The sequence below is a fragment of the Pseudomonas luteola NBRC 103146 genome (genome assembly GCF_002091675.1).
Lineage (GTDB): Bacteria > Pseudomonadota > Gammaproteobacteria > Pseudomonadales > Pseudomonadaceae > Chryseomonas > Chryseomonas luteola.
The window spans coordinates 176,064-200,247 of sequence record NZ_BDAE01000003.1; the positions used below are offsets into that span (position 1 = coordinate 176,064).

Below are 24,184 nucleotides of genomic sequence, written 5' to 3' on the forward strand. Positions count from 1 at the left end.
GGCACGAACTCGAGGATTTCGTAATGAAAGCCGATATTCATCCTACGTATACTAATATCGAAGCAAGCTGCAGCTGTGGCAATGTCATCAAGACGCGCTCCACACTGGCTAAGAACATCAACCTGGACGTGTGCTCTGAATGCCACCCGTTCTATACAGGTAAGCAGAAGGTGCTGGATGCAGGTGGTCGTATCGATCGCTTCAAGCAGCGCTTCGGTGTTTTCGGTACTGCTCAGAAGTAATACGTTTGATCGCTTATGTCGTACCTGAGCGATCGACTAAAAGGCGTCCATATGGACGCCTTTTTTATTGCCTTGCAAAAGACGAATTGTATCGTCAAGGTCGGCTGTGACATTGAGGCAGGTGTCAAATCCGCATTGATGACGCATAATCAGTTCAGGGGCTTGGCTCACCTATCCCGTAGCCGCTCTGCAACCTCACACAATGAGAACATATACGCGATGGGGCATTGTCGCAGTCAGGTTTGAAATGCTGGCTGTTACCCTTGCAATGCGCTGCTGGCAGGACAAACCGTTCACGCCTGTTATCGATGTTCCGATCTACCTGAGCCTGTCTTGCAAGGCACGTTTTAGCCTCAAGGCGGTTCGTCTCGTTATATGTGGATGAAGGCTACACAGGATTGGCCTAAAGTCGTATACAGCAGCTATTGACTATTGGGGCCATTGCTTGTGGGGCGTAATCTTCTTGCGTATCCTCCATCCACTTTTGACCCAACACGCCATAGCGGATACTTATAATGTCTGACTTGAAAACAGCCGCTCTCGAATACCATGCTCAACCCCGTCCAGGTAAGTTGAGCGTTGAACTGACCAAGCCTACCGCTACCGCTCGTGATCTGTCTCTGGCTTACAGCCCGGGTGTAGCAGAGCCTGTCCGCGAAATCGCTCGTGATGCCGAGCTCGCCTACCAGTACACCGGTAAAGGTAACCTGGTTGCTGTGATCTCTGACGGTACAGCCATCCTTGGTCTGGGTAATCTGGGACCATTGGCGTCAAAGCCGGTTATGGAAGGCAAGGGTGTCCTGTTCAAGCGCTTTGCCGGTATCGACGTGTTCGATATCGAAGTCGATGCCGAAAGTCCACAGGCGTTCATTGATACCGTAAAGCGTATTTCCATTACCTTCGGTGGTATCAACCTGGAAGACATCAAAGCGCCTGAGTGCTTCGAGATCGAAAAGGCTCTGATCGACCAGTGCAATATTCCGGTTTTTCATGATGATCAGCACGGTACGGCTATCGTGACTGCGGCCGGCATGCTGAACGCGTTGGAGATTGCTGGCAAGAATCTAGAAGATGCCAAGATCGTTTGTCTGGGGGCAGGTGCGGCAGCCATTTCCTGCATGAAGCTGCTAATTAGCATGGGCGCCAAGGTCGAAAATATTTTCATGCTGGATCGTCAGGGTGTGATCCATTCTGGTCGTACCGATCTCAACCAGTACAAGGCTATCTTTGCGACCGAGACTGACAAGCGTACCTTGTCTGACGCGCTGGATGGCGCTGATGTCTTCGTTGGTCTGTCTGGTGCGAACCTGCTGAGCGCTGAGGATTTGCAGCGCATGGCGCCGAATCCCATCGTATTCGCCTGCTCTAACCCGGATCCGGAGATCAAGCCGGAATTGGCTCATGAAACCCGTTCAGATGTCATTATGGCCACTGGCCGTTCCGACTATCCGAACCAGGTGAACAACGTGTTGGGTTTCCCCTTCATTTTCCGAGGCGCACTGGATGTGCGGGCTACGGTTATCAATGAAGAAATGAAGATTGCAGCGGCTCATGCGCTACGGGATCTTGCCAAGCTTCCAGTGCCGAAGGAGGTATGTGAGGCCTATGGTGTTGATGAGTTGAGCTTTGGCCGTGGATATATCATTCCAAAGCCCATGGATCCTCGTCTGATCACAGTGGTCTCCGATGCAGTCGCCAAGGCGGCTATCGAGTCGGGCGTAGCGACCCGTGCATACCCGGCACACTATCCGCTCAAGTCGGTTAGTGACGTTTTTAGTCACTAACCAGGACAATAAAAAACCCCGCTTAGGCGGGGTTTTTTATTGTCCTTTAGAATAGGTCCATTGGGGCAGACTCATCGGACGGAAGTGGCGTGCCAGGCGAGCTGCCTGGGCCTAGCTCATCCATGGGCGGCGGTGTGTCTTCATTCTTGAACAGCTCAAAGTACGCGTCAGGGGTACCAGGCGGAGCCGCTCGGCCACTGACAGGATCAATGCGCAGTGTGGCAATTCCCGGTGGTTCCGCTGGCAGGTGGTCGGGTTTACCTTCCAAAGCACTGCCCATGTACTGCATCCAGATAGGAAGTGCCACATTACCGCCAAACTCATGACGACCCAGCGTGTCAGGCTGATCAAAGCCTACCCATACCGTAGTAACGTAATCAGCGTTATAGCCGGAGAACCATGTGTCTTTTGAGTCGTTTGTCGTTCCGGTTTTGCCTGCTAAGTCCCCGCGCTTCAGCTCAAGCGCTCGACGACCCGTGCCGCGCTTGATCACATCCTGCAGCATGCTAGTCATGATATAGGCGTTACGCGGATCAATGATTTGCGGTGCAATGGCAGGTGTCTGACTCATCGTGCCGTCGGCGTTGGTTACGCTGGCAGGTGTTACCTGAACATTCTCCGGGGCAGCTGCCGCAGTATTCGCTTTCTGCGGAACACGTGGCGGATTAGCCTGATAAAGCAGTTGTCCGTCGCGACTCTCAACCTTCGAGATAATGTAAGAGTTGACCTTGTAGCCGCCGTTTGCAAAAGCTGTCCAACCATTGGCAATTTCCATTGGCGTAAGGCCGGGTGTACCCAGCGCCAGTGAAAGGTTGCGTGGCAGAAGATCCTTTTCAAAGCCGAAGCGGGTTACATAGTTAATCGCATAATCGATACCAATGGCCTGCAGAAGGCGAATGGAGACCAGGTTGCGCGAGCGATACAGTGCCTCACGCAGGCGTATAGGGCCCAAGAAGGTGTTCGTATCGTTCTTGGGACGCCACGCCTCGTCCATGCTGCTATCCATAAACACGATAGGTGCATCATTAACGAGGGAGGCGGCGGTATAGCCTTTATCCAGTGCAGCACTGTAAATGAACGGTTTGAAGCTCGAGCCCGGCTGGCGGCGGGCCTGAATGGCGCGATTGTAATTACTCTGCTCGAACGAGAATCCGCCAACCAAGGCCTGAATGGCACCGTCTTGTGGATCAAGCGATACCAGCGCGCTTTGGGCCTTGGGAACTTGAACAAACCGTAAGCTGCCATCTTCTTGACGCAAAATACGGATCAGATCACCCACCTTGACGACATCGCTGGGCGTATTCGGCTTGGGTCCCATGCTATTGGCGCTGATATAAGGGCGAGCCCATTTCATGTTTTCCCAAGCGATAGCTTCTTCCTTGTCGTTTGCTGTCAGAACCAATATGCCGCTTTTTTCGGTCTGGGTGACAATGGCTGGCTCCAACCCTCCAACAGTACGATGGGATTGCAGCAGGCTTAACCATTCACTGCGCGACTTGTTCGGATAATGCGCTTCAGCTCCACGATAGCCGTGGCGCTGGTCATAGTCGATCAAGCCGTTGCGCACGGCGGCATTGGCAACGTTCTGCAGGTGGCTATCGATAGTCGTCGTAACCTTATAACCCTCTGTATAGGCATCGCTACCATACCGTCCGACCATTTCCGCTCGAGCCATCTCAGCGACATAGGGCGCTGCGAGCTCCGGTACGGCGACGTGATGGTAGGCGTCGATAGCTTCAGCCACGGCCGTTTCGTAGGCGCGCTGATCGATATAACCCAGCTTTAGCATCCGCTCGAGAATCCAGTTTCGTCTCTCCTTGCTGCGCTCGGGGTTTACGATCGGGTTATAGCGTGACGGTGCTTTTGGCAGGCCGGCAATCATCGCTTTTTGGGCTAGCGTCAGCTCATTGATTGATTTGCCGTAGTACACCTGTGCAGCGGCCTCGATTCCATAGGCGCGGTTGCCCAGATAGATCTTGTTGACATAGAGCTGCAGAATTTCATCCTTCGTAAGCTGGCGCTCAATTTGCAAGGCCAACAGTATCTCGGTGAATTTACGTGAAAAACTGCGTTCGCTGGTCAGGAAATAATTCTTGGCCACCTGCATGGTGATGGTGCTGCCGCCGGTCTGAATGTGACCTGTTTTGACCAATTGTGCTACGGCACGCATCAGACTTTTAACGTCTACACCGTAGTGGTTGGCAAAATTGTCGTCCTCAGCCGAAAGTAGCGCATGGATGAAATCGGGGGGGATTTCGGAGAAACGTAAAGGCGAGCGCCGCATTTCTCCAAATTCGGCAATCAGCTTTCCATCTGCGCTGTAAATGCGAAGGGGGATCTGCAACTGCACGTTCCGCAGGGCATCTACCGAGGGTAGGCTCGGGCTAAGGTAGAGGAAGGCGCCGCTAAGCCCAAGAAAGACGCTGCAGACGATGCCAAGGCAAGACCACCAGATAAATTTTAACAAACGCATTGGATATGGCTTTTTCAGCTATAAAGAAGTGAATCTGGCAACAATTTTGCGAGCCAAGAAGTAGGCGCATTATAGGCAGTTTTTGGGACAGATCGCTATTTGCGCGTATGTCAAGTCTGCCAGCTAATGCCGATGAATACGAATCGCCCAATGCGTGGCGAATACAGATAGGGAAACTGTTGTGCTAGGGCTATTCAAAAAGAAGACGAATACGCTACTGGGAATCGATATCAGCTCAACGTCTGTCAAGTTGCTTGAGCTGAGTCGTGCTGGTGGACGGTATAGGGTCGAAGCCTATGCCGTTGAGCCGTTGCCGCCGAACGCCGTGGTGGAAAAGAACATTGCCGAGCTTGAAGGCGTAGGGCAAGCGCTGGGCCGGGTTCTGGCCAAGGCTCGAACGAATGCTCGAAATGCAGCAGTGGCGGTAGCGGGTTCGGCTGTTATTGCAAAGACCATCGAAATGGATGCGGGTCTTTCGGATGACGAGCTTGAAAACCAGATCAAGCTTGAGGCGGATCAGTATATTCCTTATCCCCTTGAGGAAGTGGCGATTGACTTCGAGGTTCAAGGCCAGTCGGCGCGTAATCCAGGCCGTGTTGAAGTGCTCCTTGCGGCATGTCGCAAGGAGAACGTTGAAGTTCGTGAGGCCGCGTTAGCGTTGGCCGGGCTTTCCGCCAGGGTTATTGATGTAGAAGCCTATGCTCTTGAGCGTGCTTATACGCTAATGGCCGGGCAGCTAGGCGGTAATGTCGATGAATTGACGGTTGCGATTGTTGATATTGGCGCCACGATGACTACCCTTAGCGTTCTGCATAATGGCCGTACCATTTATACGCGCGAGCAGCTCTTTGGCGGACGTCAGCTGACCGAAGAAATCCAGCGTCGTTACGGACTCTCCATCGAGGAAGCCGGTCTTGCCAAAAAGCAGGGCGGTCTGCCTGATGATTATCAGGTCGAAGTATTGACCCCCTTCCGGGATGCGGTTGTCCAGCAGGTTGCCCGCTCACTGCAATTCTTCTTTGCAGCCGGACAATACAATGATGTGGACTATATCTTGCTTGCGGGAGGAACCGCGTCAATTTCCGGCCTGGATCGGCTGATCCAACAGAAAATTGGCACTCCGACCCTAGTTGCTAATCCGTTTGCTGATATGACGCTAAATAGCAAAGTCAATGCAAGTGCTCTGGCCAGCGACGCTCCGGCGCTCATGATTGCCTGCGGTCTGGCTATGAGGAGCTTCGACTGATGGCCCATATTAACCTATTACCTTGGCGTGAACAGCTAAGGGAAGAGCGCAAGAAGCGCTTTCTGGTGGTTATTGGCGGGATGTTTGTCCTGTCGGCCGCAATCATCTTTCTAGGTGATAAGTACTTTACCTCTGCAATTGAGAATCAGGACGCCCGTAATGCCTATATACAAGGCGAAATTGCCGTTCTGGATTCTCGCATCAAGGAAATCAGTGAGCTGAAAACGCGCAGACAGCAGCTCCTTGAGCGAATGAAGATCATTCAGGACTTGCAGGGCAATAGGCCTGTCATTGGCCATGTGTTTGATCAGTTGGTACGTACGTTGCCGGATGGCGTGTATTTTACTGGTCTTAAAATGCAGGGCGATACCATTTCCATTGTTGGTGAAGCGGAGTCCAATAACCGCGTTTCCAACCTTATGCGTAACTTCGAAAATTCCGAATGGCTGGCTTCGCCTAATCTGACAGAGGTCAAGGCGCTGACGTCAGGTGCAGTTGACCAGAACAATGCCTTCCAAATGACGGTAAAACAGACAAAGCCGGCTGTGCCAACGCCTGCGGTGCCCGCACAAGGAGGTAAGTCATGAGTTTGGCCGATACTCTGGCAAGCCTTCGCAAGATCGATCTGAATGATCTTGATATGGATAACCTGGGTGCATGGCCCCCGGCAGCCAAGGTGATTACCTGCATTCTGATTGTCGCTGTGGTGCTGGCGCTAGGCTATAACTTCTATCTGAAGGACATGCAGACAGAGCTGGAAAGCAAGCAGGCTCAGGAAGAAACCCTCAAGCAGCAGTTTGGGAGCAAGGCATTTCAAGCCGCTAACCTGGATGCCTACAAGGTTCAGATGACTGAAATGGAGGAGTCATTTGGTGCCATGCTGCGTCAGTTGCCCAGCGATACAGAGGTACCTGCACTGCTCGAAGATATTACGCGTACCGGGTTGAAAAGCGGTCTTGAGTTCGAGCAGATTCGTTTGCTTCCTGAAAACGTACAGCAGTTCTACGTTGAGTTGCCCATCCAGATTACGGTGGTGGGGAGCTATCACGATCTGGCGACGTTTGTCAGCAGTGCCTCAAGTCTGCCGCGTATCGTGACGTTGCATGATTTCGATATCAGCCGTGTATCGCCTGACAGCGGAGCGCAGCTGCGAATGAACATTCTGGCCAAGACGTATCGCTATAACGACAAGGGATTGCACCAATGAGAGCCCGAATTCTGATGTGTGGGCTTTTGCTTGCTGCGCTGTCAGGGTGCGGTGGCGGGGATGATGTGTCCGATCTTCAAAGTTATATGGATGAAGTTCGGGCAAGGCCGAAGGGGAGCATAGAGCCATTGCCCCAGTTTCAGCCTTATGAGCCATTTGCTTATGGTGCGGCTGATATGCGCAGCCCATTCCAGCCACCTATAAAAATTGATTTAACGGCAAAGCAGAGAGGATCAAAGAACATCAAGCCTGATGAAACCAGGCCGAAACAATTTCTGGAAGGCTTCAATATTGAAACCTTCCAGATGGTGGGCACCCTTTCCAATGCATCAGGTCGTTTTGCCTTGATCAAGGGAGCTGGAGGAGTTCACCGCGTCAAGGTGGGTGATTATCTGGGTAGAAACGATGGGCGTATCGTTTCCATTACCGAAAGTCAGATTGATGTGATTGAGATCGTTCCTGATGGAGAGGGCGGCTGGCTCGAAAGACCCCGTACTCTTTCGCTAATAGAGAGTTCTTAAGGACGGGGCATGATGTTGCACAAAACTATTCTACAAAGGGTCTCAGGGAAGAGTGCCCTCACGCTGGCCATACTCTTGAGCGGAATCTGTCCCTCTTTGCTGCTGGCGGCAGACCTCAAGGCCATGAACGTGGCCTCTTTGCCGGGCGACAGAGTCGAACTAAAACTATCGTTCGATCAGCCAGTGACAGCCCCCAAGGGCTATACCATTGAGCAACCTGCGCGCATCGCTTTGGATCTGCCTGGTGTTAATAACAAGCTGGGCGTTCGCAACAAGGAGTTGGGATCGGGGAATGCCAGAAGCGTTACCATAGTCGAGGCGGGTGACCGCACGCGTCTTATCGTGAACCTGACTGCATTGGCGCCTTACTCGACCCGCGTTCAGGGTAACGACCTGTTCGTTGTCATTGGCGGCGACCAGGCTGCTCGTACGACTAGTGCTTCTGTCCCGGCACCATCCTTGCCGCGCTCCGGTGCTGCGCAAGCCCCAGCGCCTGCAACCAACCCTGCCGGCCGTGTCTTTTCCAGCGTGCCAAGATTGGCTGGGAAAGCCATCAGGAATATCGACTTCAAGCGAGGTGATGACGGAGAAGGTAACGTTATCATTGACCTTTCAGAAACAGGTATCAGCCCTGACATACAGGAGCAGGGTGGAAAGATTCGCCTTAACTTCGGCAAGACGCAGCTCCCTGATGCTTTACGTGTTCGGCTTGACGTCAAAGACTTTGCTACGCCAGTACAGTTTGTAAACGCCTCAAGTCAGGCTGGTGACACGGTCATTACAATTGAGCCTACTGGCGTATATGACTATCTGGCCTACCAGACAGATAACAAGCTGACCATTAGCGTCAAGCCACTGACTGCCAAGGAAAAGGAACAGCGTGCCGCTGAGCGTTTCACCTATACCGGTGAAAAATTGTCTCTGAATTTCCAAGACATCGATGTTCGCTCGGTCCTTCAGTTAATTGCTGACTTCACCGGTTTGAACCTGGTGGCCAGTGACACTGTACAAGGCAACATCACGCTGCGCCTGCAGAACGTGCCGTGGGATCAAGCGCTTGACCTTGTTCTGAAAACCAAGGGACTCGATAAGCGGCAAATAGGCAACGTATTGTTGATTGCGCCAGCGGATGAAATTGCGGCGCGTGAACGTCAGGAGCTGGAATCACAGAAGCAGATCCAAGAACTGGCGCCGCTACGTAGAGAGTTGATTCAGGTCAACTACGCCAAGGCTGCTGATATGGCCAAGCTCTTCCAGTCGGTCACCAAGGCTGATGCCGGACAAAGCGAGCGTGGCTCTATCACTGTCGATGATCGAACCAATAGTATCATTGCTTACCAGACCCAAGATCGCCTGGATGAGCTAAGACGAATTGTCTCTCAGCTCGATATTCCGGTTCGTCAGGTGATGATCGAGGCGAGGATCGTTGAGGCAAACGTCAACTACAACAAACAGCTAGGTGTTAACTGGTCAGGTTCTCGGTCTGGCAATGGCAACTTTACTATCAGTGGAGGCGCTGGCTCTACTACTGGGACGTCTTCACCTTTTGTAGATTTGGGTGTAGGTAGTGCAACGTCCGGTATTGGGATCGGGTTCTTGACGGGCAGTACTACTTTGGATCTTCAGTTGTCTGCCATGGAGGCTACTGGTAATGGTGAGATAGTCTCTCAACCAAAGGTAGTAACGTCTGATAAAGAAACAGCAAAAATCTTGCGTGGTACCGAGATTCCTTATCAGGAGGCCAGTTCGAGCGGTGCAACAAGTACCTCCTTTAAGGAAGCGGCGCTTTCGTTAGAGGTAACGCCTCAGATCACGCCTGATAATCGAATTATCATGGAAGTTAAGGTGAATAAGGATGCACCTGACTATCAGAATCGCCTGGATAATGGCGCTCCGCCTATTTCAAAAAACGAGGTGAATGCCAAAGTACTAGTGGCTGATGGTGAAACTATCGTAATCGGGGGCGTTTTTTCGAATACTCAAAGCAAGTCGACGAGTAAAGTACCTTTATTGGGCGATGTTCCCTATGTCGGTCGCCTATTTAGACGCGACTCGGTTACGGATGAAAAAGTAGAGCTGCTTGTCTTCCTCACTCCGCGTATCATGAACAACCAAGCTATTGCCGTTGGTCGTTGATTGAAGTGCTGAATGTGTTTCTCGTGGGTCCGATGGGTGCTGGTAAAAGCACCATCGGGCGCTTGCTCGCCAAAGAGCTTCACCTCCCGTTCAAGGACGCTGACAAGGAAATCGAGCAGCGGACTGGGGCCAATATTCCCTGGATTTTTGATGTCGAGGGAGAGCAGGGTTTCCGTGAGCGGGAGCGCCTGGTTCTGGAGGACCTTTGCAAGTCCTCAGGCCTGGTGCTGGCTACTGGAGGCGGCTCGGTATTGCGTGAAGATAACAGGCGCATCCTGAAAGCAAGCGGGCATGTGATCTATTTACATGCCTCCGTCGAGCAGCAGATCGAAAGAACGGCCCGTGATCGGAACCGCCCCCTTTTGCAGACGCCCGATCCTGCACAGGTCTTGCGTAATCTGATGGCTGTTCGCGATCCGCTCTACCGTGAGATAGCGGCCACCATCATAGAAACGGACGAGCGGCCCCCTCGACTGGTCGTTCAGCAAATACTTGAGCGTTTAAAAGCACTCATCCCTCGTTAAAGGCGCTGGCGTTCTGCGTTATCCTAGCGGCCTTTCATTGGGGGGATGTATGCGAACACTAAACGTCAATTTGGGCGAGCGTAGTTATCCCATCTTCATAGGTCAGGACGTGCTGTCCCAGCAGCAGTACATTCTGCCCTACATAAAAGGCCGAAAGGTCGCCGTCGTTACCAACGAGACGGTAGCGCCTCTTTATTTGGAAAAGCTCAAAGCCACACTGCAGGGTAAAGAAGTAACCGCTGTCGTGCTGCCTGATGGAGAGCGCTATAAGACATGGGAAGTTCTACAAAAAATCTTTGATGCCTTGCTTGAAGACAAACATGACCGTGCCACCACTATCATTGCCCTGGGCGGGGGTGTGATCGGTGACATGGCAGGGTTTGCAGCCGCATGTTATCAACGGGGCGTTGATTTCATTCAGGTTCCAACCACTCTGTTGTCACAGGTGGATTCCTCCGTGGGGGGTAAAACCGGAATCAATCATCCGCTTGGCAAGAATATGGTAGGCGCGTTCTATCAACCCAAGGCTGTAGTGATCGATACCTCAAGCCTTGTTACGTTACCTGAACGTGAGCTGTCAGCTGGGCTTGCTGAAGTCATCAAGTATGGATTGATCTGCGATGAGCCTTTCCTGGTATGGCTGGAAGAAAGCATCGATCAATTACGCTTGCTGGATCAATCCAAGCTGAGCGAGGCTATAGAGCGCTCCTGTGCAGCGAAGGCTGATGTGGTTGGCGCGGATGAGCGGGAGTCCGGCATTCGAGCCACGCTGAACTTGGGGCATACGTTTGGGCATGCAATCGAGGCGCACCAGGGGTATGGCTCATGGCTGCATGGTGAGGCGGTTGCTGCCGGTACGGCGATGGCGCTGGAAATGTCTTGTCGTCTGGGTTGGCTGAGCCGTGATGATCAGATTCGAGCCCTACGGTTATTCAAGCGTGCGGGGCTTCCTGTCGTTCCTCCTGCTAGCATGTCGCCTGACGATTTCATGAAATACATGGCGGTTGATAAAAAGGTTCTGGATGGCCAGTTGCGCCTTGTGCTGCTCAAGCGGTTGGGCGAGGCCGTGGTAACCAGTGATTTCCCTTATGACACCCTCAAGCAGACGCTAAGTGCCGATTATCAGGCTTTGGCGGAACAGCTCGGAGATTGAAAGAAGTCTTATGTCCAGTCTGCATGCCGACGAGGCCTTCCTCGGCCATTACGAATTTACTCACGATCCTTTTGCGCCACGCGTGCCAGGATTCAAGTTTTATCCTGCCCAGCGCAAAACGGTTCTCGGGCAGTTACATCATCTTGCTCGCTATAGCCATCTTCTGCTTGCGGTAACAGGGCCTGCCGGAAGCGGGAAAACCTTGCTGAGACAGGCGCTTGTTGCCAGTACCAAAAAGGATGCGGTCCATAATGTTGTCGTGTCGGCACGTGAGGTGCAGGACAAGAACACACTATTGCGCAAGTTAAGTCAGGGATTGGGCACGCCTCAAGCGAGCATCGAAGCGGTGCTATCTCAGGTTGGTCAAGTGACATTGACTGGCCAGGAAGTCTATTTTCTGGTCGACGATGCCCATGAGTTGGATGATGACGCACTGGAAGCCCTGTTGGCATTGGCAGAAGGTGATGAGAAGAATCGCCCTCATGTATTCCTGTTTGGGGACGCCGAGCTGACAGGCAAGCTGGAAAGCCTTGCGCAAGGCGAGGAGCGCTACCACGCCATCGAGCTTTTGCCTTATACCGAAGAGGAAACTCAAGGGTATCTGGCGCAGCGCCTGGAAGGTGCTGGCCAAAGTATTGATATTTTTACGCCAGAGCAGATCGAGACCATTCACCAGACCTCCGGTGGATGGCCGGGGGAGATCAACGAAGCTGCGCGAGACGTGTTGATCAGCGGCATGCTGAGTCAGCGTGGCGGTGGTAGCAAATTCAAGGGTGGTCAACAGCTATTGGCTAACCTGCCTCGCAAGCACCTGATCATTGTGGCAGTCATCGCTGTCGGTGTCTTGGCGGCGTTGCTCATGAAGGGTAATGATTCATCGCCCAAGATGGCCTCGACTGACGGGACCGAACAATCCCAAGGGGATGGCAAGTCGGGAACGGCAATTAAGTTCGATGGTTCTTCCCAGCCTTTGCCGTTGCCTTTGGTCGGTGAGGCTCAGCCCGTCATCCGTGAGCCGCTGGCTCAGGCAGCAGGGCAGGAGGAGTCTGAAGGCAATGGCGTGAGCGGCTCTATTCAGTCTGGCGAAGACGATTTTTCCTCAACGCCACCTGAGATGCCTTCTGCCCAGGCGCCTGTCAGTGTAACGGCTCCAACGCGTCCCCTGGCGCCGGCCGCAACGCCTGCTCCAGCCGAGCCTGTACATACAACACCTAGACAGGTTGCTTCTGCGCCGGTCAAGCCTGAAGTCAAGGTTGAGCCCAAGCCTGCGCCGGCAAAGCCTGCAGCTCAGGAAACACCCAAGACAGCTCAGGGCAATGGCGGTGGCTGGTACAGCACTCAGGGTGGAACGCACTATGCGCTTCAAGTGTTAGGAACCAGCTCTGAAAGCAGTGCGCAAGCCTTTATTCAGCAGCAAAGCGATAGCGCCAATTATCGTTATTTCAAAAAGCAGTACCAAGGTAAGGCGCTTTATGTTGTGACCTATGGTAGTTTCGCTAACCGTGCGGCAGCTGAGGCAGCTGTGAAACAATTGCCTGCCAAGGTTCAGTCGGCCAAGCCATGGCCTCGCACGTTTGCCAGCATCCAGCAGGATATCGCTTCAACGCGATAATTCTTTAGACAGCGCCCATGTTGCATATATCATTTTGCGACATGGGCGTATTTCATTTTTAGGACTCTAAGATTCAGGATCGCGACAAAAACTTTGTCTTGTTCTGATATCCGGTATACAATGTCATCCCTTTGCCTGCCGTAAAAGTAGCGTGCCCAAGCGCCTGGCAGTGACAAGTGGATTGACTAGAAATAGATTGCCGGTGAGAGTTCCCATGAAAGCAGGCCTGTACAATCCTGAAACGTTCAAGGATAACTGCGGCTTCGGCCTGATTGCCCATATGCAGGGCCAGGCGAGTCACCATTTGCTGCAAACGGCCATCGAGGCCCTGACCTGTATGACGCATCGCGGCGGTATCAATGCAGACGGCAAAACCGGCGACGGTTGCGGTCTGTTGATACAAAAGCCCGACGCGTTCCTTCGCGCTGTCGCTTTAGAAACATTCGGCGTTGAGCTACCCGCCCAATACGCCGTTGGCATGGTTTTCCTCAATCAGGACGACCAAAAGGCCGATGTGGCCAGAAACCACATGAATTCCGAATTTGCTGCTGCTGGCCTTACCGTGGTCGGGTGGCGCAAGGTTCCCGTGGATACCTCTGTATTAGGACCTCTGGCGCTTGAACGCCTACCTAAAATCGAGCAGGTATTCATTAGCGGCGAAGGTCTCGATGATCAGCAGTTCGCCGTAAAGTTATTCACATCCCGCCGCCGTTCTTCAGTATTGAACAAGAACGATGCGGAGCATTATGTCTGCAGTTTGTCCAGTAAGGTCATCATCTATAAAGGCTTGATGATGCCAGCAGATCTGGCTGCGTTTTTCCCGGACCTCGGCGATGAACGTTTGCAGACTGCCATTTGCGTGTTCCATCAGCGTTTCTCGACCAACACGCTGCCCAAGTGGCCGTTGGCGCAGCCATTCCGCTACCTGGCGCATAATGGCGAGATCAATACCATCACGGGCAACCGTAACTGGGCCCGAGCGCGGCGTACCAAGTTTGTCAATGAGCTACTTCCTGACCTGGATAGCCTGGGTGATTTGGTCAATACCGTAGGGTCCGACTCCTCAAGCATGGATAACATGCTCGAATTGCTGGTGACCGGCGGAATGGACCTGTTCCGTGCCGTGCGCATGATCATTCCGCCAGCCTGGCAGAACGTCGAAACGATGGACTCAGGGCTTCGCGCATTCTATGAATTCAACTCCATGCACATGGAGCCATGGGATGGTCCGGCTGGAGTTGTATTGACAGACGGGCGCTATGCCGTCTGCCTGCTTGATCGCAACGGCTTGCGTCCTGCCCGCTGGGTAACAACCAAGAATGGCTATATCACCCTGGCCTCGGAAGTGGGTGTCTGGGATTACGAGCCCAGTGATGTGATTGCCAAGGGACGTGTCGGTCCGGGTCAGATCCTTGCGGTCGATACCGAAACCGGACAGGTGCTTGAGGCAGATGATATCGATAACCGTCTGAAATCACGCCATCCTTACAAGCAGTGGCTGCGCAAGAATGCCCTGCGTATTCAGGCTACATTGGACGATAAGGATCATGGATCGCCTTTCTACGATTCGGATCGTCTGCGTCAGTACATGAAAATGTTCCAGGTCACGTTCGAAGAACGCGATCAAGTGCTGCGTCCATTGGCCGAGCAGGGGCAGGAAGCCGTCGGTTCCATGGGTGACGATACACCGATGGCCGTGCTGTCCAAGCGTATCCGTTCGAACTATGACTACTTCCGTCAGCAGTTTGCGCAGGTGACCAACCCGCCTATCGACCCGCTGCGTGAAGCCATTGTCATGTCGCTCGAGACTTGTCTAGGTGCCGAGCGCAACGTGTTCGAGGAGACGGCCGAACATGCCAACCGCGCAATCCTGAGTTCGCCGGTTATATCGCCCGCCAAGTGGCGTACCCTGATGACGCTGGAGCGTCCCGGGTTTGATCGTTTCGTCATTGATCTCAACTATGATGAAAGCGTGGGGCTGGAAGCGGCGGTACGAAATATTGCCGATCAGGCCGAAGAAGCGGTTCGTGCAGGAAAAGTCCTGATTGTACTGTCGGACCGTGCAATCGAGCCGGGTAAGCTGCCTGTGCATGCGTCCCTGGCAGTAGGTGCTGTTCATCACCGCCTGGTGCATACCGGACTGCGCACCGACTGCAACATCCTGGTTGAAACCGCAACTGCCCGCGATCCTCATCATTTTGCGGTACTGATTGGTTTTGGCGCGACAGCGGTTTATCCCTTCCTGGCCTATGAGGTATTGGGTGACCTGATCCGTACGGGCGAAGTCCTGGGTGATCTTTATGAGGTCTTCAAGTACTACCGCAAGGGAATTACCAAAGGGCTGCTGAAAATCCTGTCCAAAATGGGCATTTCCACTGTGGCTTCCTACCGTGGCGCCCAGTTGTTTGAGGCGGTTGGTTTGTCCAGTGAGGTGACGGATCTATGCTTCCCGGGCGTCACTAGCCGCATACAGGGCGCCCGCTTTGCCGACATTGAGGTCGAGCAGAAGCTGCTGGCGAACGAAGCCTGGAGCAACCGTAAGCCGATCCAGCAGGGCGGCTTGCTGAAGTATGTCTACGGTGGTGAATATCACGCGTATAACCCGGATGTTGTCAATCTGCTCCAGGCAGCTGTTCAGCAAGGCGACTATGCACGGTTCCGAGAGTATTCCGCCCTGGTTGACCAGCGTCCCGTAGCCATGATTCGTGACCTGCTCAAGGTTAAGGTCAGCGACACGCCGCTGGCGCTTGAAGAAGTCGAGCCGCTGGAAAGCATTTTCAAGCGTTTCGATGCCGCCGGTATCTCGCTCGGTGCCCTGTCTCCAGAGGCGCATGAGGCACTGGCCGAGGCAATGAACCGCTTGGGCGGCCGCTCTAACTCGGGTGAGGGCGGTGAAGACCCGGCGCGTTACGGCACGCTGAAAAGCTCCAAGATTAAGCAAGTAGCCACGGGACGTTTCGGTGTAACACCAGAATACCTGGTCAATGCCGAAGTCCTGCAAATCAAGGTGGCCCAGGGCGCCAAGCCGGGCGAAGGTGGCCAGTTGCCGGGCGGCAAGGTGAATGGCCTGATCGCTCAGTTGCGCTATGCCGTACCGGGCGTAACCCTGATTTCCCCTCCGCCCCATCACGATATCTACTCGATTGAGGACTTGGCCCAGCTGATCTTTGATCTCAAGCAAGTCAATCCAAAGGCGCTGGTGTCCGTTAAACTGGTATCGGAGCCTGGCGTTGGTACGGTAGCGGCCGGTGTCGCCAAGGCTTATGCCGATCTGATTACCATCTCCGGCTATGACGGTGGTACAGGTGCATCACCAGTGACGTCTATCAAGTACGCGGGCAGTCCTTGGGAGTTGGGACTGGCCGAGGCGCATCAGACATTGCGTGGCAATGACCTGCGTGGAAAGGTTCGCGTACAGACCGATGGCGGTCTCAAAACCGGCCTCGACGTGATCAAGGCGGCGATTCTAGGTGCAGAAAGCTTTGGCTTTGGTACCGCGCCGATGATTGCATTGGGTTGTAAGTACCTACGTATCTGTCACCTGAACAACTGCGCTACCGGCGTGGCGACCCAGAACGATAAGCTGCGCAAGAACCATTTCATCGGTACCGTTGAGATGGTGACCAACTTCTTCACCTTTGTGGCAGAAGAAACACGCGAGTGGCTGGCGCGCCTGGGTGTAAGAAGCTTGGGTGAGTTGATCGGCCGTACCGATCTGTTAGAGATCCTGCCTGGCGAAACGGCCAAGCAGCACAACCTGGATTTGACACCACTTCTGGGTAGCGACCATATTCCGGCAGACAAGCCCCAGCACTGCCTTGTTGAGAAGAACCCGCCATTTGACCAGGGTCTCCTGGCTGAGGAAATGGTCCGCCTGGCCCAGTCGGCTATCAAAGGTAAGACGGGCGGTGAGTTCAGTCTGAAGGTAAGCAACTGTGACCGCTCCATTGGCGCACGTGTATCCGGTGAGATTGCTCGTCAGCATGGTAACCAGGGTATGACGTCGGCGCCTATCACGTTCCGCTTTACAGGGACAGCAGGGCAGAGCTTTGGCGTATGGAATGCCGGTGGCCTGAACCTCTATCTTGAGGGTGACGCCAACGATTATGTGGGCAAAGGTATGACAGGCGGCAAGCTGGTCATCACTCCGCCCAAGGGTAGCGCCTTCAAGAGTCAGGAGTCGGCCATCATTGGTAACACCTGCTTGTACGGTGCCACGGGTGGCAAACTGTTTGCGGCGGGTACCGCGGGCGAGCGATTTGGTGTTCGTAACTCTGGTGCCCATGCGGTCGTCGAGGGAACCGGTGATCACTGCTGCGAATATATGACCGGTGGCTTCATCTGCGTTCTGGGCAAGACGGGTTACAACTTCGGCTCCGGTATGACAGGCGGCTTCGCCTACGTGCTGGACATGGATAACAGCTTTGTTGACCGTGTTAACCATGAACTCGTGGAAATTCAGCGTATCAGCAACGAGGCCATGGAGGCTTATCGCAGTCACCTGAGCCGCGTGCTGACCGAGTACGCCGAGGAAACGGGCAGTGAGTGGGGACACTATCTGCTCGAAAACCTGGATGATTATTTCCGCAAGTTCTGGTTGGTGAAGCCCAAGGCTGCCAGCCTGGCCTCACTGCTATCCACTACTCGGGCAAATCCACAGTAATGCTATAGGCAACCAGCGCCTGACACTTTGTCAGGCGCTGGTTGCGATCGTGAGTTTTCCTGCAGCAGCGAGACATGAACGCTGCCGTGATGAGGTTTAGGTAATGGCTGAACGTCTGAATAACGACTTCCAGTTCATAGAGGTCGTCCGCAAGGACCCGAAGAAGAAACTCCTGCGTCAGCGCAAGAAAGAATTCGTTGAGATTTACGATCCGTTTAAGCCGCAGCAGGCATCTGAGCAGGCGCACCGCTGCCTGGGATGCGGCAACCCTTACTGCGAGTGGAAGTGCCCGGTTCACAACTACATACCAAACTGGCTGAAGCTGGTTTCGGAAGGCAATATCCTGGCTGCAGCCGAGCTGGTCCATCAGACCAATACGCTGCCCGAAGTTTGTGGTCGTGTGTGTCCGCAGGACCGCTTGTGTGAGGGCGCGTGTACCCTGAACGATGGTTTCGGTGCCGTTACCATCGGCTCGGTAGAGAAATATATCGCTGATACCGCTTTTGCCATGGGTTGGCGGCCGGATATGTCCAAGGTGGTGCCAACCGGCAAGCGGGTTGCCATCATTGGTGCAGGTCCTGCGGGTCTTGGCTGCGCCGATATTCTCGTCCGCAACGGCGTTACGCCTGTTGTGTTCGATAAGAATCCGGAAATTGGCGGTCTGGTAACGTTTGGCATTCCCGAGTTCAAGCTTGAAAAAAGCGTGATGGCGCGCCGCCGCGAGGTCTTTACCGGTATGGGGATAGAGTTCCGCCTCAATACCGAGATAGGCAAGGACATCACAGTGGAGCAGCTGCTCGAGGAATACGATGCGCTCTTCATGGGGATGGGAACTTATACCTACATGAAAGGCGGTTTCCCTGGCGAAGATTTGCCAGGGGTGCATGATGCCCTGGATTTTCTGGTGGCTAACGTCAACCGTAACCTGGGCTTCGAGAAGTCTGCTGACGAGTTTGTCGATATGAAAGGCAAGCGCGTTGTGGTTCTGGGCGGTGGCGATACCGCAATGGACTGCAACCGCACCTCGATTCGCCAGGGCGCCAAGAGCGTAACCTGTGCTTACCGTCGCGATGCCGAGAACATGCCGGGCTCGCGTCGTGAGGTGAAGAATGCCAAGGAGGAGGGTGTTAAGTTCCTCTTCAATCGCCAGCCGATTGCGATCATTGGTGAAGACAAGGTAGAAGGCGTCAAGGTTGTCGAGACGCGTCTGGGCGAGCCGGATGCCCGAGGCCGTCGCAGCCCTGAACCGATTCCGGGGTCTGAAGAGATCCTGCCGGCAGATGCGGTAGTCATCGCTTTCGGTTTCCGCCCAAGCCCCGCAGAGTGGTTCGAGCAACATGCGATTGCAATGGATAATCAGGGCCGTGTAGTCGCTCCCTCTGTCGGTCAGTTCAAGCATCAAACCAGCAACCCCAAGATTTTTGCGGGCGGCGATATGGTGCGAGGTTCGGATCTGGTGGTGACTGCAGTATTCGAAGGTCGTACTGCAGCTGAAGGTATCCTGGATTACCTGGGCGTTTGAGGCACCAGCCATAAGCTGCTTTGCAGTTCAAGGGCAAAGCGGTTAAGGGCTCGATAGATAAAAGGCACGGATCTCTCCGTGCCTTTTATTTTTGTGTCTGAGAAAATGACAGTACTTTCTTGACGGATATTTTCCATGACTGCTTTGAAGAACGACCGTTTTCTCCGTGCCTTGCTCAAGCAACCCGTCGATGTGACGCCCGTCTGGATGATGCGGCAGGCCGGTCGTTATCTCCCGGAGTATCGCGCTACGCGTAGCCGTGCCGGTGACTTCATGAGTCTGTGCATGAACCCTGAGTTGGCCTGCGAAGTCACACTGCAGCCGCTCGAGCGTTATCCGCTGGATGCCGCCATCCTCTTTTCAGACATTCTGACCATCCCGGACGCCATGGGATTAGGCCTCTATTTCGAGACAGGTGAGGGGCCCCGCTTCAAGAAGCGTATTGAGTCCGCTGCGGATATCGAAGCCTTACCGGTACCGGACCCGGAAGCGGATCTGGGCTATGTCATGAATGCGGTTCGCACCATTCGCCGTGAGCTCAATGGGCGTGTGCCTCTGATCGGATTCTCAGGAAGCCCTTGGACGTTGGCGACTTACATGGTCGAAGGAGGCTCATCCAAGGACTTTCGTCGTAGCAAGGCGATGCTTTATGACAATCCGCAAGCCATGCACAACCTGCTCGATAAGCTGGCCCGCTCAGTAACCGCCTATCTGAATGGTCAGATTCAGGCGGGTGCCCAGGCGGTACAGATCTTTGATACATGGGGAGGCAATCTGTCTTCGGCGGCTTATCAGGAGTTTTCTCTCGCCTACATGCGCAGGATTGTTGATGGCCTGATTCGTGAGCGTGAAGGCCGCAAGATTCCTGTCATCCTGTTTACCAAGAATGGCGGTCTTTGGTTGGAGAGCATGGCGGCCTCTGGCGCAGACGCATTGGGACTGGATTGGACATGCGACATTGGCGATGCCCGTAGCCGTGTGGGTGACAAGGTGGCGCTGCAAGGCAATATGGACCCGGCGGTACTGTATGCCAAGCCTGACGCGATCCGTTCAGAGGTGGCGCGGATTCTGGCTCGCTACGGTAAAGGCTCCGGGCATGTTTTCAATCTGGGGCACGGAATCACGCCGGAGGTAGACCCTGCGCATGCAGGTGCCTTCATCGAAGCTGTTCATGAGCTCTCGGCGTCTTATCACGAGGCATAAGGCGGTCGACAAAGACCGGGCCATGCGCCCGATCCATTAAAAAGGCAAAGCCGCTCATCGAGCGGCTTTAACATTCAAGGGGAGGGCTGGCAGGCGAGCCAGGTGTAACGCAACAGCCAGTGCTCCGACCAAGAGTGTGGCGATGAACAGTCCGACACCATTCCATCCCGCTTCGTGCCAGAACACGCCGCCTAATGTTCCTGCGATGCTTGAGCCCACGTAGTAGCAGAACAGGTAAAGCGACGAAGCTTGTCCCTTAGCTTGCCGAGCACGGCGACCGATCCAGCTGCTGGCGACCGAATGAGCCCCGAAAAAGCCAAAGGTAAACAGCAGCATGCCCACCAGGACCAACGGCAAGGGGGTGAATAGCGTCAGCACCACGCCACCCAGCATCAGAAGAATCACAGCCCAAAAGACGCGGCGGCGACCAAGTTTATCCGCTAATGAGCCTACTTGAGCCGAGCTGTAGATACCCGACAGGTAGACGACTGACAAGACGCCCACAACGGCTTGACTGAGATGATAAGGCTCACCTAACAGGCGATAGCCAATATAATTAAACAACGTGACAAAGGCGCCCATTAACAGAAAGCCCTCAAGAAAGAGCCAAGGTAGCCCAGCGTCTCGAAAGTGTTGGGTAAAGCCATTGACCAGTGTGCGAGGCTTCAGGGGAGTCGGGCGGAAGTGACGTGACTCCGGCAAACGCCGCCAGAATACGATAGCGGCAATCAGCGCCAGACTGCCCAGGATTGCTAGAGCAATCCGCCAAGAGACAAAGTCCACCAAAACGCCGCTGATGACGCGCCCACTCATCCCACCCAGCGCGTTGCCGCTGATATACAGCCCCATGGATAGGCCGATGTGCTGGGGATGGATTTCCTCAGACAGATAGGTCATGGCAACGGCGGCCAGACCGGATAGCGATAGACCAACCAATGCCCGCGTGACGAGAACACCTTCCCAAGTGGGCATGATGGCGCTAAGCAGCGTAAAGAAAGCGGCGGCGAAGAGTGAGACCACCATGACCGGCTTGCGGCCGATGGCATCTGAAATAGGACCTGTAACCAGTAGCCCGACCGCCATGAGCCCAGTTGATACGGAGAGCACGAGGCTGCTTTTGGCCGCCGTTATACCAAAGGCTTCGGAAAAAATGGGCATCATGGGCTGTACACAGTACAGCAGGGCAAACGTGGCGAAGCCGCCACAGAAAAGTGCAAGGGCGGTATGGATGAACTGGCGAGTGCCTTTCTCAATGTACAAATCGGCATCTTCTACTGCTTGGTTGGCAGCTTCACGTGCTGCCTGAATAGGCGCAGGTTCTTCTTCAGGTTGGGCATGCTCGTGACGAGCAGGTAAAGCAGACTTACTCACGTTAAACCTCAAAATCTGGACGAACGAAAGGACGGCGCAGCGAAAGCGCTGCACAATCTGAAATTTATTATTGGTTACTGAAAGAATAAGAGCTGATGTTTATTCTTTCCAATATATTATTCGACCGATTTGATATGTATTAAATATCAATCGAGGCGCTATGGAATTAAGACATTTACGGTACTTTGTAGCCGTCGCAGATGAGTTGCATTTTGGTCGAGCGGCTGAACTCCTGGGTATTTCACAGCCACCACTGAGTCAGCAGATACAAGCTTTGGAAGAGGAGCTGGGGGCACGCCTGTTTGAGCGCACGAATCGCCGTGTTGCATTGACTGAGGCTGGCCGGCTCTTTCTGGATGAGGCTCGGCAGGTGTTGGCGCAGGTAGATAAGGCCACCGACATTGCACGGCGAGCGCAACGCGGAGAGTTAGGTGAGTTGCAAGTGGGTTTTACGGTTTCCGCGCCCTTTATAGCTACCGTTCCACGCTCTATTTTCAATTTTCGCCAGCGTTTTCCGGCGGTACATCTGGCTTTGCAGGAAATGAGCAGCCGAGAGCAGACCGAGGCGCTGATGGATCGCAAGCTTCAGGTAGGACTGATCCGGCCTATTACCATGTCGGATGCGCTGGTCTCGATAGAGCTGTTTCGAGAGCCCCTCGTCGCTGTGATGCGGGCGGACCATCCCTTGGCCCTACAAACCCACGAAAGCATTGCTATCAAACAGTTGGCCGAGGAACCCTTTGTTTACTTTCCTCGTACCTACGGTACAGGTCTATATGACCAATTGATCAGCTTGTCTCAACAAGCTGGATTCAGCCCACGAATCGTTCAGGAAGCTCGAGAAACTACGATCATTATTGGACTGGTGGCGGCCGGATTGGGTGTTTCGGTTTTGCCAGCAACCTACCGGCGAATGCATATCGAAGGTGTTGTCTACAGAACCCTGGTGGACGAGGGCGCCACCTCCGCATTGTGGCTTATTCATCGTCGTGACGAGCGCTCATCACTTGCACGTGCGTTCATTGAGTTGTTGACGCAAGGCGCCGGTATTATGAAGAGCAGCTGATTTCCAGGTGTTTACCCCAATCCGGTGGGCGTTGAGCGAATCGGTCGTTGCCCGGTTGCTCTTCAAAGGGCCGGGTCAGAACCTTATGAAGCTGGCGAACTTCTTCATAATTACCCGCCTCAGCCTGCTCGATCGCCTGTTGGGCCAGATAGTTACGCAGTACATAGAGTGGATTGACTGCGTGCATGCGCTCCTGGCGTGCCGGTTGATCGCCGCCTTCCTGCTCGGTGCGGTTCAGGTATTGGCGACTCCACTCATCAAATCCAGGCAAATCAACAAAGTCGTTTCGAAGAGCCGCAATCGCCTGCTCCGGAACCTCATCGCCCAGACGTCGGAAGAAGAGTGAGTAGTCAACGGCACTGCCTTGCATCAGGCTGAGCAGCCGCTCGATCAGCTCCTTATCCGCCGCTTGCTCTGTCATAAGGCCGAGTCGACGTCGCATCAATGCCTGGTAATGCGCCTCATAAAGCGGCAAAAATAATTCGAGTATTCCTTTCAGCGTTTCGACAGGCACCCTCGGCGTCAACGCCTGCGCCAGTGCCGCCAGGTTCCAGTGCGCAATGGGGACCTGATTGCTGTAGGAGTATCGGCCACTGTAGTCAGAGTGGTTACAGATAAAATGCGCGTCAAAGTCATCCAGGAAGGCATAAGGGCCGAAATCGAATGTAATGCCGAGAATAGACATGTTGTCTGTGTTCATCACGCCGTGGCAAAAGCCGTAAGCCTGCCAGTAGGCGATCAGCTCGGCGTTGCGCTCGACGACTTCACGGAAAAAAGCCGCATAAGGATCAGGTTGCTCCAGGCATTGTGGGTAGTGCGCCTCAAGCACATGCTGGCCAAGCTTTTCCAACAAATCATTGCGCTGCGTATAGTAGAAGTATTCGAAATGCCCGAAGCGTATATGGCTTTGGGCAAGCCGTAGCAGCATGGCGCCGGTTTCGACTCGTTCGCGTATGACCTCTGTAGTGGAGCCGGTCACACACAGCGCGCGGCTTGAAGGGATACCCAGTGCATAAAGTGCTTCTGAGGCCAGAAACTCTCGAATGGACGAGCGTAAGACTGCACGTCCGTCTCCCATTCTTGAGTAGGGTGTCATGCCGGCACCCTTGAGGTGAAGATCCCAGTGCTCTCCCTTGTCGTTTATGACCTCGCCAAGCAAAAGGCCGCGGCCATCACCCAGGCGAGGATTATAGGAGCCGAACTGATGCCCCGAATAAACCATTGCGCGTGAGTCGGCTGTATCCCAGAGCTTGTGCCCGGAAAAGATGTCCGTGAATTCCGGTCGTTGCGCCTCGGCAACATCCAGATCCAGCAGTGCCATGGCGGCCTCCGAGACGACCACCAACTTTGGATTTTCAATAGGCTTGGGTTGGATGGCCGTCGAAAAATCATCGCCCAGACGGGCAAAGCGGTTATCGAACTCAAGCGCTTCAAGGGTTTTCACGGCACTCTCCGGACTGC

Annotated in this window: 17 protein-coding genes; 14 read left to right on the top strand and 3 right to left on the bottom strand. The window is 54.0% G+C overall.

The window, feature by feature from the left end; all coding sequences use genetic code 11:
* The first annotated feature begins 23 nt into the window (after positions 1 to 23).
* Together rpmE and PLU01S_RS05425 are read left to right on the top strand one after the other, a co-directional pair.
* A complete protein-coding gene (rpmE, locus tag PLU01S_RS05415) occupies positions 24 to 242 on the top strand; it encodes a 50S ribosomal protein L31 (protein WP_010797026.1) in 219 nt (72 codons plus the stop codon).
* A gap of 515 nt (positions 243 to 757) precedes the next feature.
* Positions 758 to 2,026: a malic enzyme-like NAD(P)-binding protein gene (locus tag PLU01S_RS05425; protein ID WP_074823157.1), complete on the top strand. Its 1,269-nt coding sequence runs from the start codon at positions 758 to 760 to the stop codon at positions 2,024 to 2,026.
* Positions 2,027 to 2,072: 46 nt separating this feature from the next.
* Here the strand turns inward: PLU01S_RS05425 and PLU01S_RS05430 are convergent, their stop codons facing one another.
* Positions 2,073 to 4,499: a penicillin-binding protein 1A gene (locus tag PLU01S_RS05430; protein WP_074823154.1), complete on the bottom strand. Its 2,427-nt coding sequence runs from the start codon at positions 4,497 to 4,499 to the stop codon at positions 2,073 to 2,075.
* A 181-nt stretch (positions 4,500 to 4,680) separates the two neighbouring features.
* On the opposite strand from PLU01S_RS05430, the gene PLU01S_RS05435 reads away from it, so the two are divergent.
* The 11 genes from PLU01S_RS05435 (at position 4,681) to hemE (ending at position 20,286) form a co-directional block, all read left to right on the top strand.
* Positions 4,681 to 5,745 carry a pilus assembly protein PilM gene (locus tag PLU01S_RS05435; protein WP_010797030.1) on the top strand — a complete coding sequence of 355 codons (1,065 nt, stop codon included), beginning with the start codon at positions 4,681 to 4,683 and terminating at the stop codon, positions 5,743 to 5,745.
* Positions 5,745 to 6,332, top strand: coding sequence for a PilN domain-containing protein (locus PLU01S_RS05440; RefSeq protein WP_010797031.1), 588 nt, complete (start codon positions 5,745 to 5,747; stop codon positions 6,330 to 6,332). The genes PLU01S_RS05435 and PLU01S_RS05440 overlap by 1 nt, the downstream gene beginning before the upstream one ends.
* On the top strand, positions 6,329 to 6,952 hold the full coding sequence (pilO, locus tag PLU01S_RS05445; protein WP_010797032.1) for a type 4a pilus biogenesis protein PilO: 624 nt from the start codon (positions 6,329 to 6,331) through the stop codon (positions 6,950 to 6,952). The genes PLU01S_RS05440 and pilO overlap by 4 nt, the downstream gene beginning before the upstream one ends.
* The gene (pilP, locus tag PLU01S_RS05450; RefSeq protein WP_010797033.1) at positions 6,949 to 7,473 is read left to right on the top strand and encodes a type 4a pilus biogenesis lipoprotein PilP; all 525 of its coding nucleotides are present in this window, start codon (positions 6,949 to 6,951) and stop codon (positions 7,471 to 7,473) included. The genes pilO and pilP overlap by 4 nt, the downstream gene beginning before the upstream one ends.
* A gap of 9 nt (positions 7,474 to 7,482) precedes the next feature.
* Positions 7,483 to 9,609 carry a type IV pilus secretin PilQ gene (locus PLU01S_RS05455; protein ID WP_074823152.1) on the top strand — a complete coding sequence of 709 codons (2,127 nt, stop codon included), beginning with the start codon at positions 7,483 to 7,485 and terminating at the stop codon, positions 9,607 to 9,609.
* 5 nt (positions 9,610 to 9,614) lie between these two features.
* Positions 9,615 to 10,133, top strand: a complete 519-nt coding sequence (aroK, locus tag PLU01S_RS05460) for a shikimate kinase AroK (protein WP_074823505.1) — start codon at positions 9,615 to 9,617, stop codon at positions 10,131 to 10,133.
* A gap of 49 nt (positions 10,134 to 10,182) precedes the next feature.
* Positions 10,183 to 11,286: a 3-dehydroquinate synthase gene (gene aroB / locus PLU01S_RS05465; protein WP_019363991.1), complete on the top strand. Its 1,104-nt coding sequence runs from the start codon at positions 10,183 to 10,185 to the stop codon at positions 11,284 to 11,286.
* 10 nt (positions 11,287 to 11,296) lie between these two features.
* Positions 11,297 to 12,898 (top strand): SPOR domain-containing protein, encoded by a 1,602-nt coding sequence (locus tag PLU01S_RS05470; RefSeq protein WP_074823149.1) that lies wholly within the window; start codon positions 11,297 to 11,299, stop codon positions 12,896 to 12,898.
* A gap of 214 nt (positions 12,899 to 13,112) precedes the next feature.
* A complete protein-coding gene (gene gltB, locus PLU01S_RS05475) occupies positions 13,113 to 17,561 on the top strand; it encodes a glutamate synthase large subunit (RefSeq protein WP_074823146.1) in 4,449 nt (1,482 codons plus the stop codon).
* Between the two features lie 103 nt (positions 17,562 to 17,664).
* Complete coding sequence (locus tag PLU01S_RS05480; protein WP_019363994.1) at positions 17,665 to 19,083, top strand: FAD-dependent oxidoreductase; 1,419 nt, start codon at positions 17,665 to 17,667, stop codon at positions 19,081 to 19,083.
* A 135-nt stretch (positions 19,084 to 19,218) separates the two neighbouring features.
* Complete coding sequence (gene hemE / locus PLU01S_RS05485; protein ID WP_074823144.1) at positions 19,219 to 20,286, top strand: uroporphyrinogen decarboxylase; 1,068 nt, start codon at positions 19,219 to 19,221, stop codon at positions 20,284 to 20,286.
* 54 nt (positions 20,287 to 20,340) lie between these two features.
* On the opposite strand, the gene PLU01S_RS05490 is transcribed toward hemE, so the two are convergent.
* On the bottom strand, positions 20,341 to 21,657 hold the full coding sequence (locus PLU01S_RS05490) for an MFS transporter (RefSeq protein WP_122043464.1): 1,317 nt from the start codon (positions 21,655 to 21,657) through the stop codon (positions 20,341 to 20,343).
* Positions 21,658 to 21,817: 160 nt separating this feature from the next.
* On the opposite strand from PLU01S_RS05490, the gene PLU01S_RS05495 reads away from it, so the two are divergent.
* Positions 21,818 to 22,723 carry a LysR family transcriptional regulator gene (locus PLU01S_RS05495; RefSeq protein WP_010797042.1) on the top strand — a complete coding sequence of 302 codons (906 nt, stop codon included), beginning with the start codon at positions 21,818 to 21,820 and terminating at the stop codon, positions 22,721 to 22,723.
* On the opposite strand, the gene selO is transcribed toward PLU01S_RS05495, so the two are convergent.
* Complete coding sequence (gene selO, locus PLU01S_RS05500) at positions 22,707 to 24,167, bottom strand: protein adenylyltransferase SelO (RefSeq protein ID WP_074823141.1); 1,461 nt, start codon at positions 24,165 to 24,167, stop codon at positions 22,707 to 22,709. The two genes, PLU01S_RS05495 and selO, sit on opposite strands and share 17 nt — an antisense overlap.
* Positions 24,168 to 24,184: the final 17 nt, after the last annotated feature.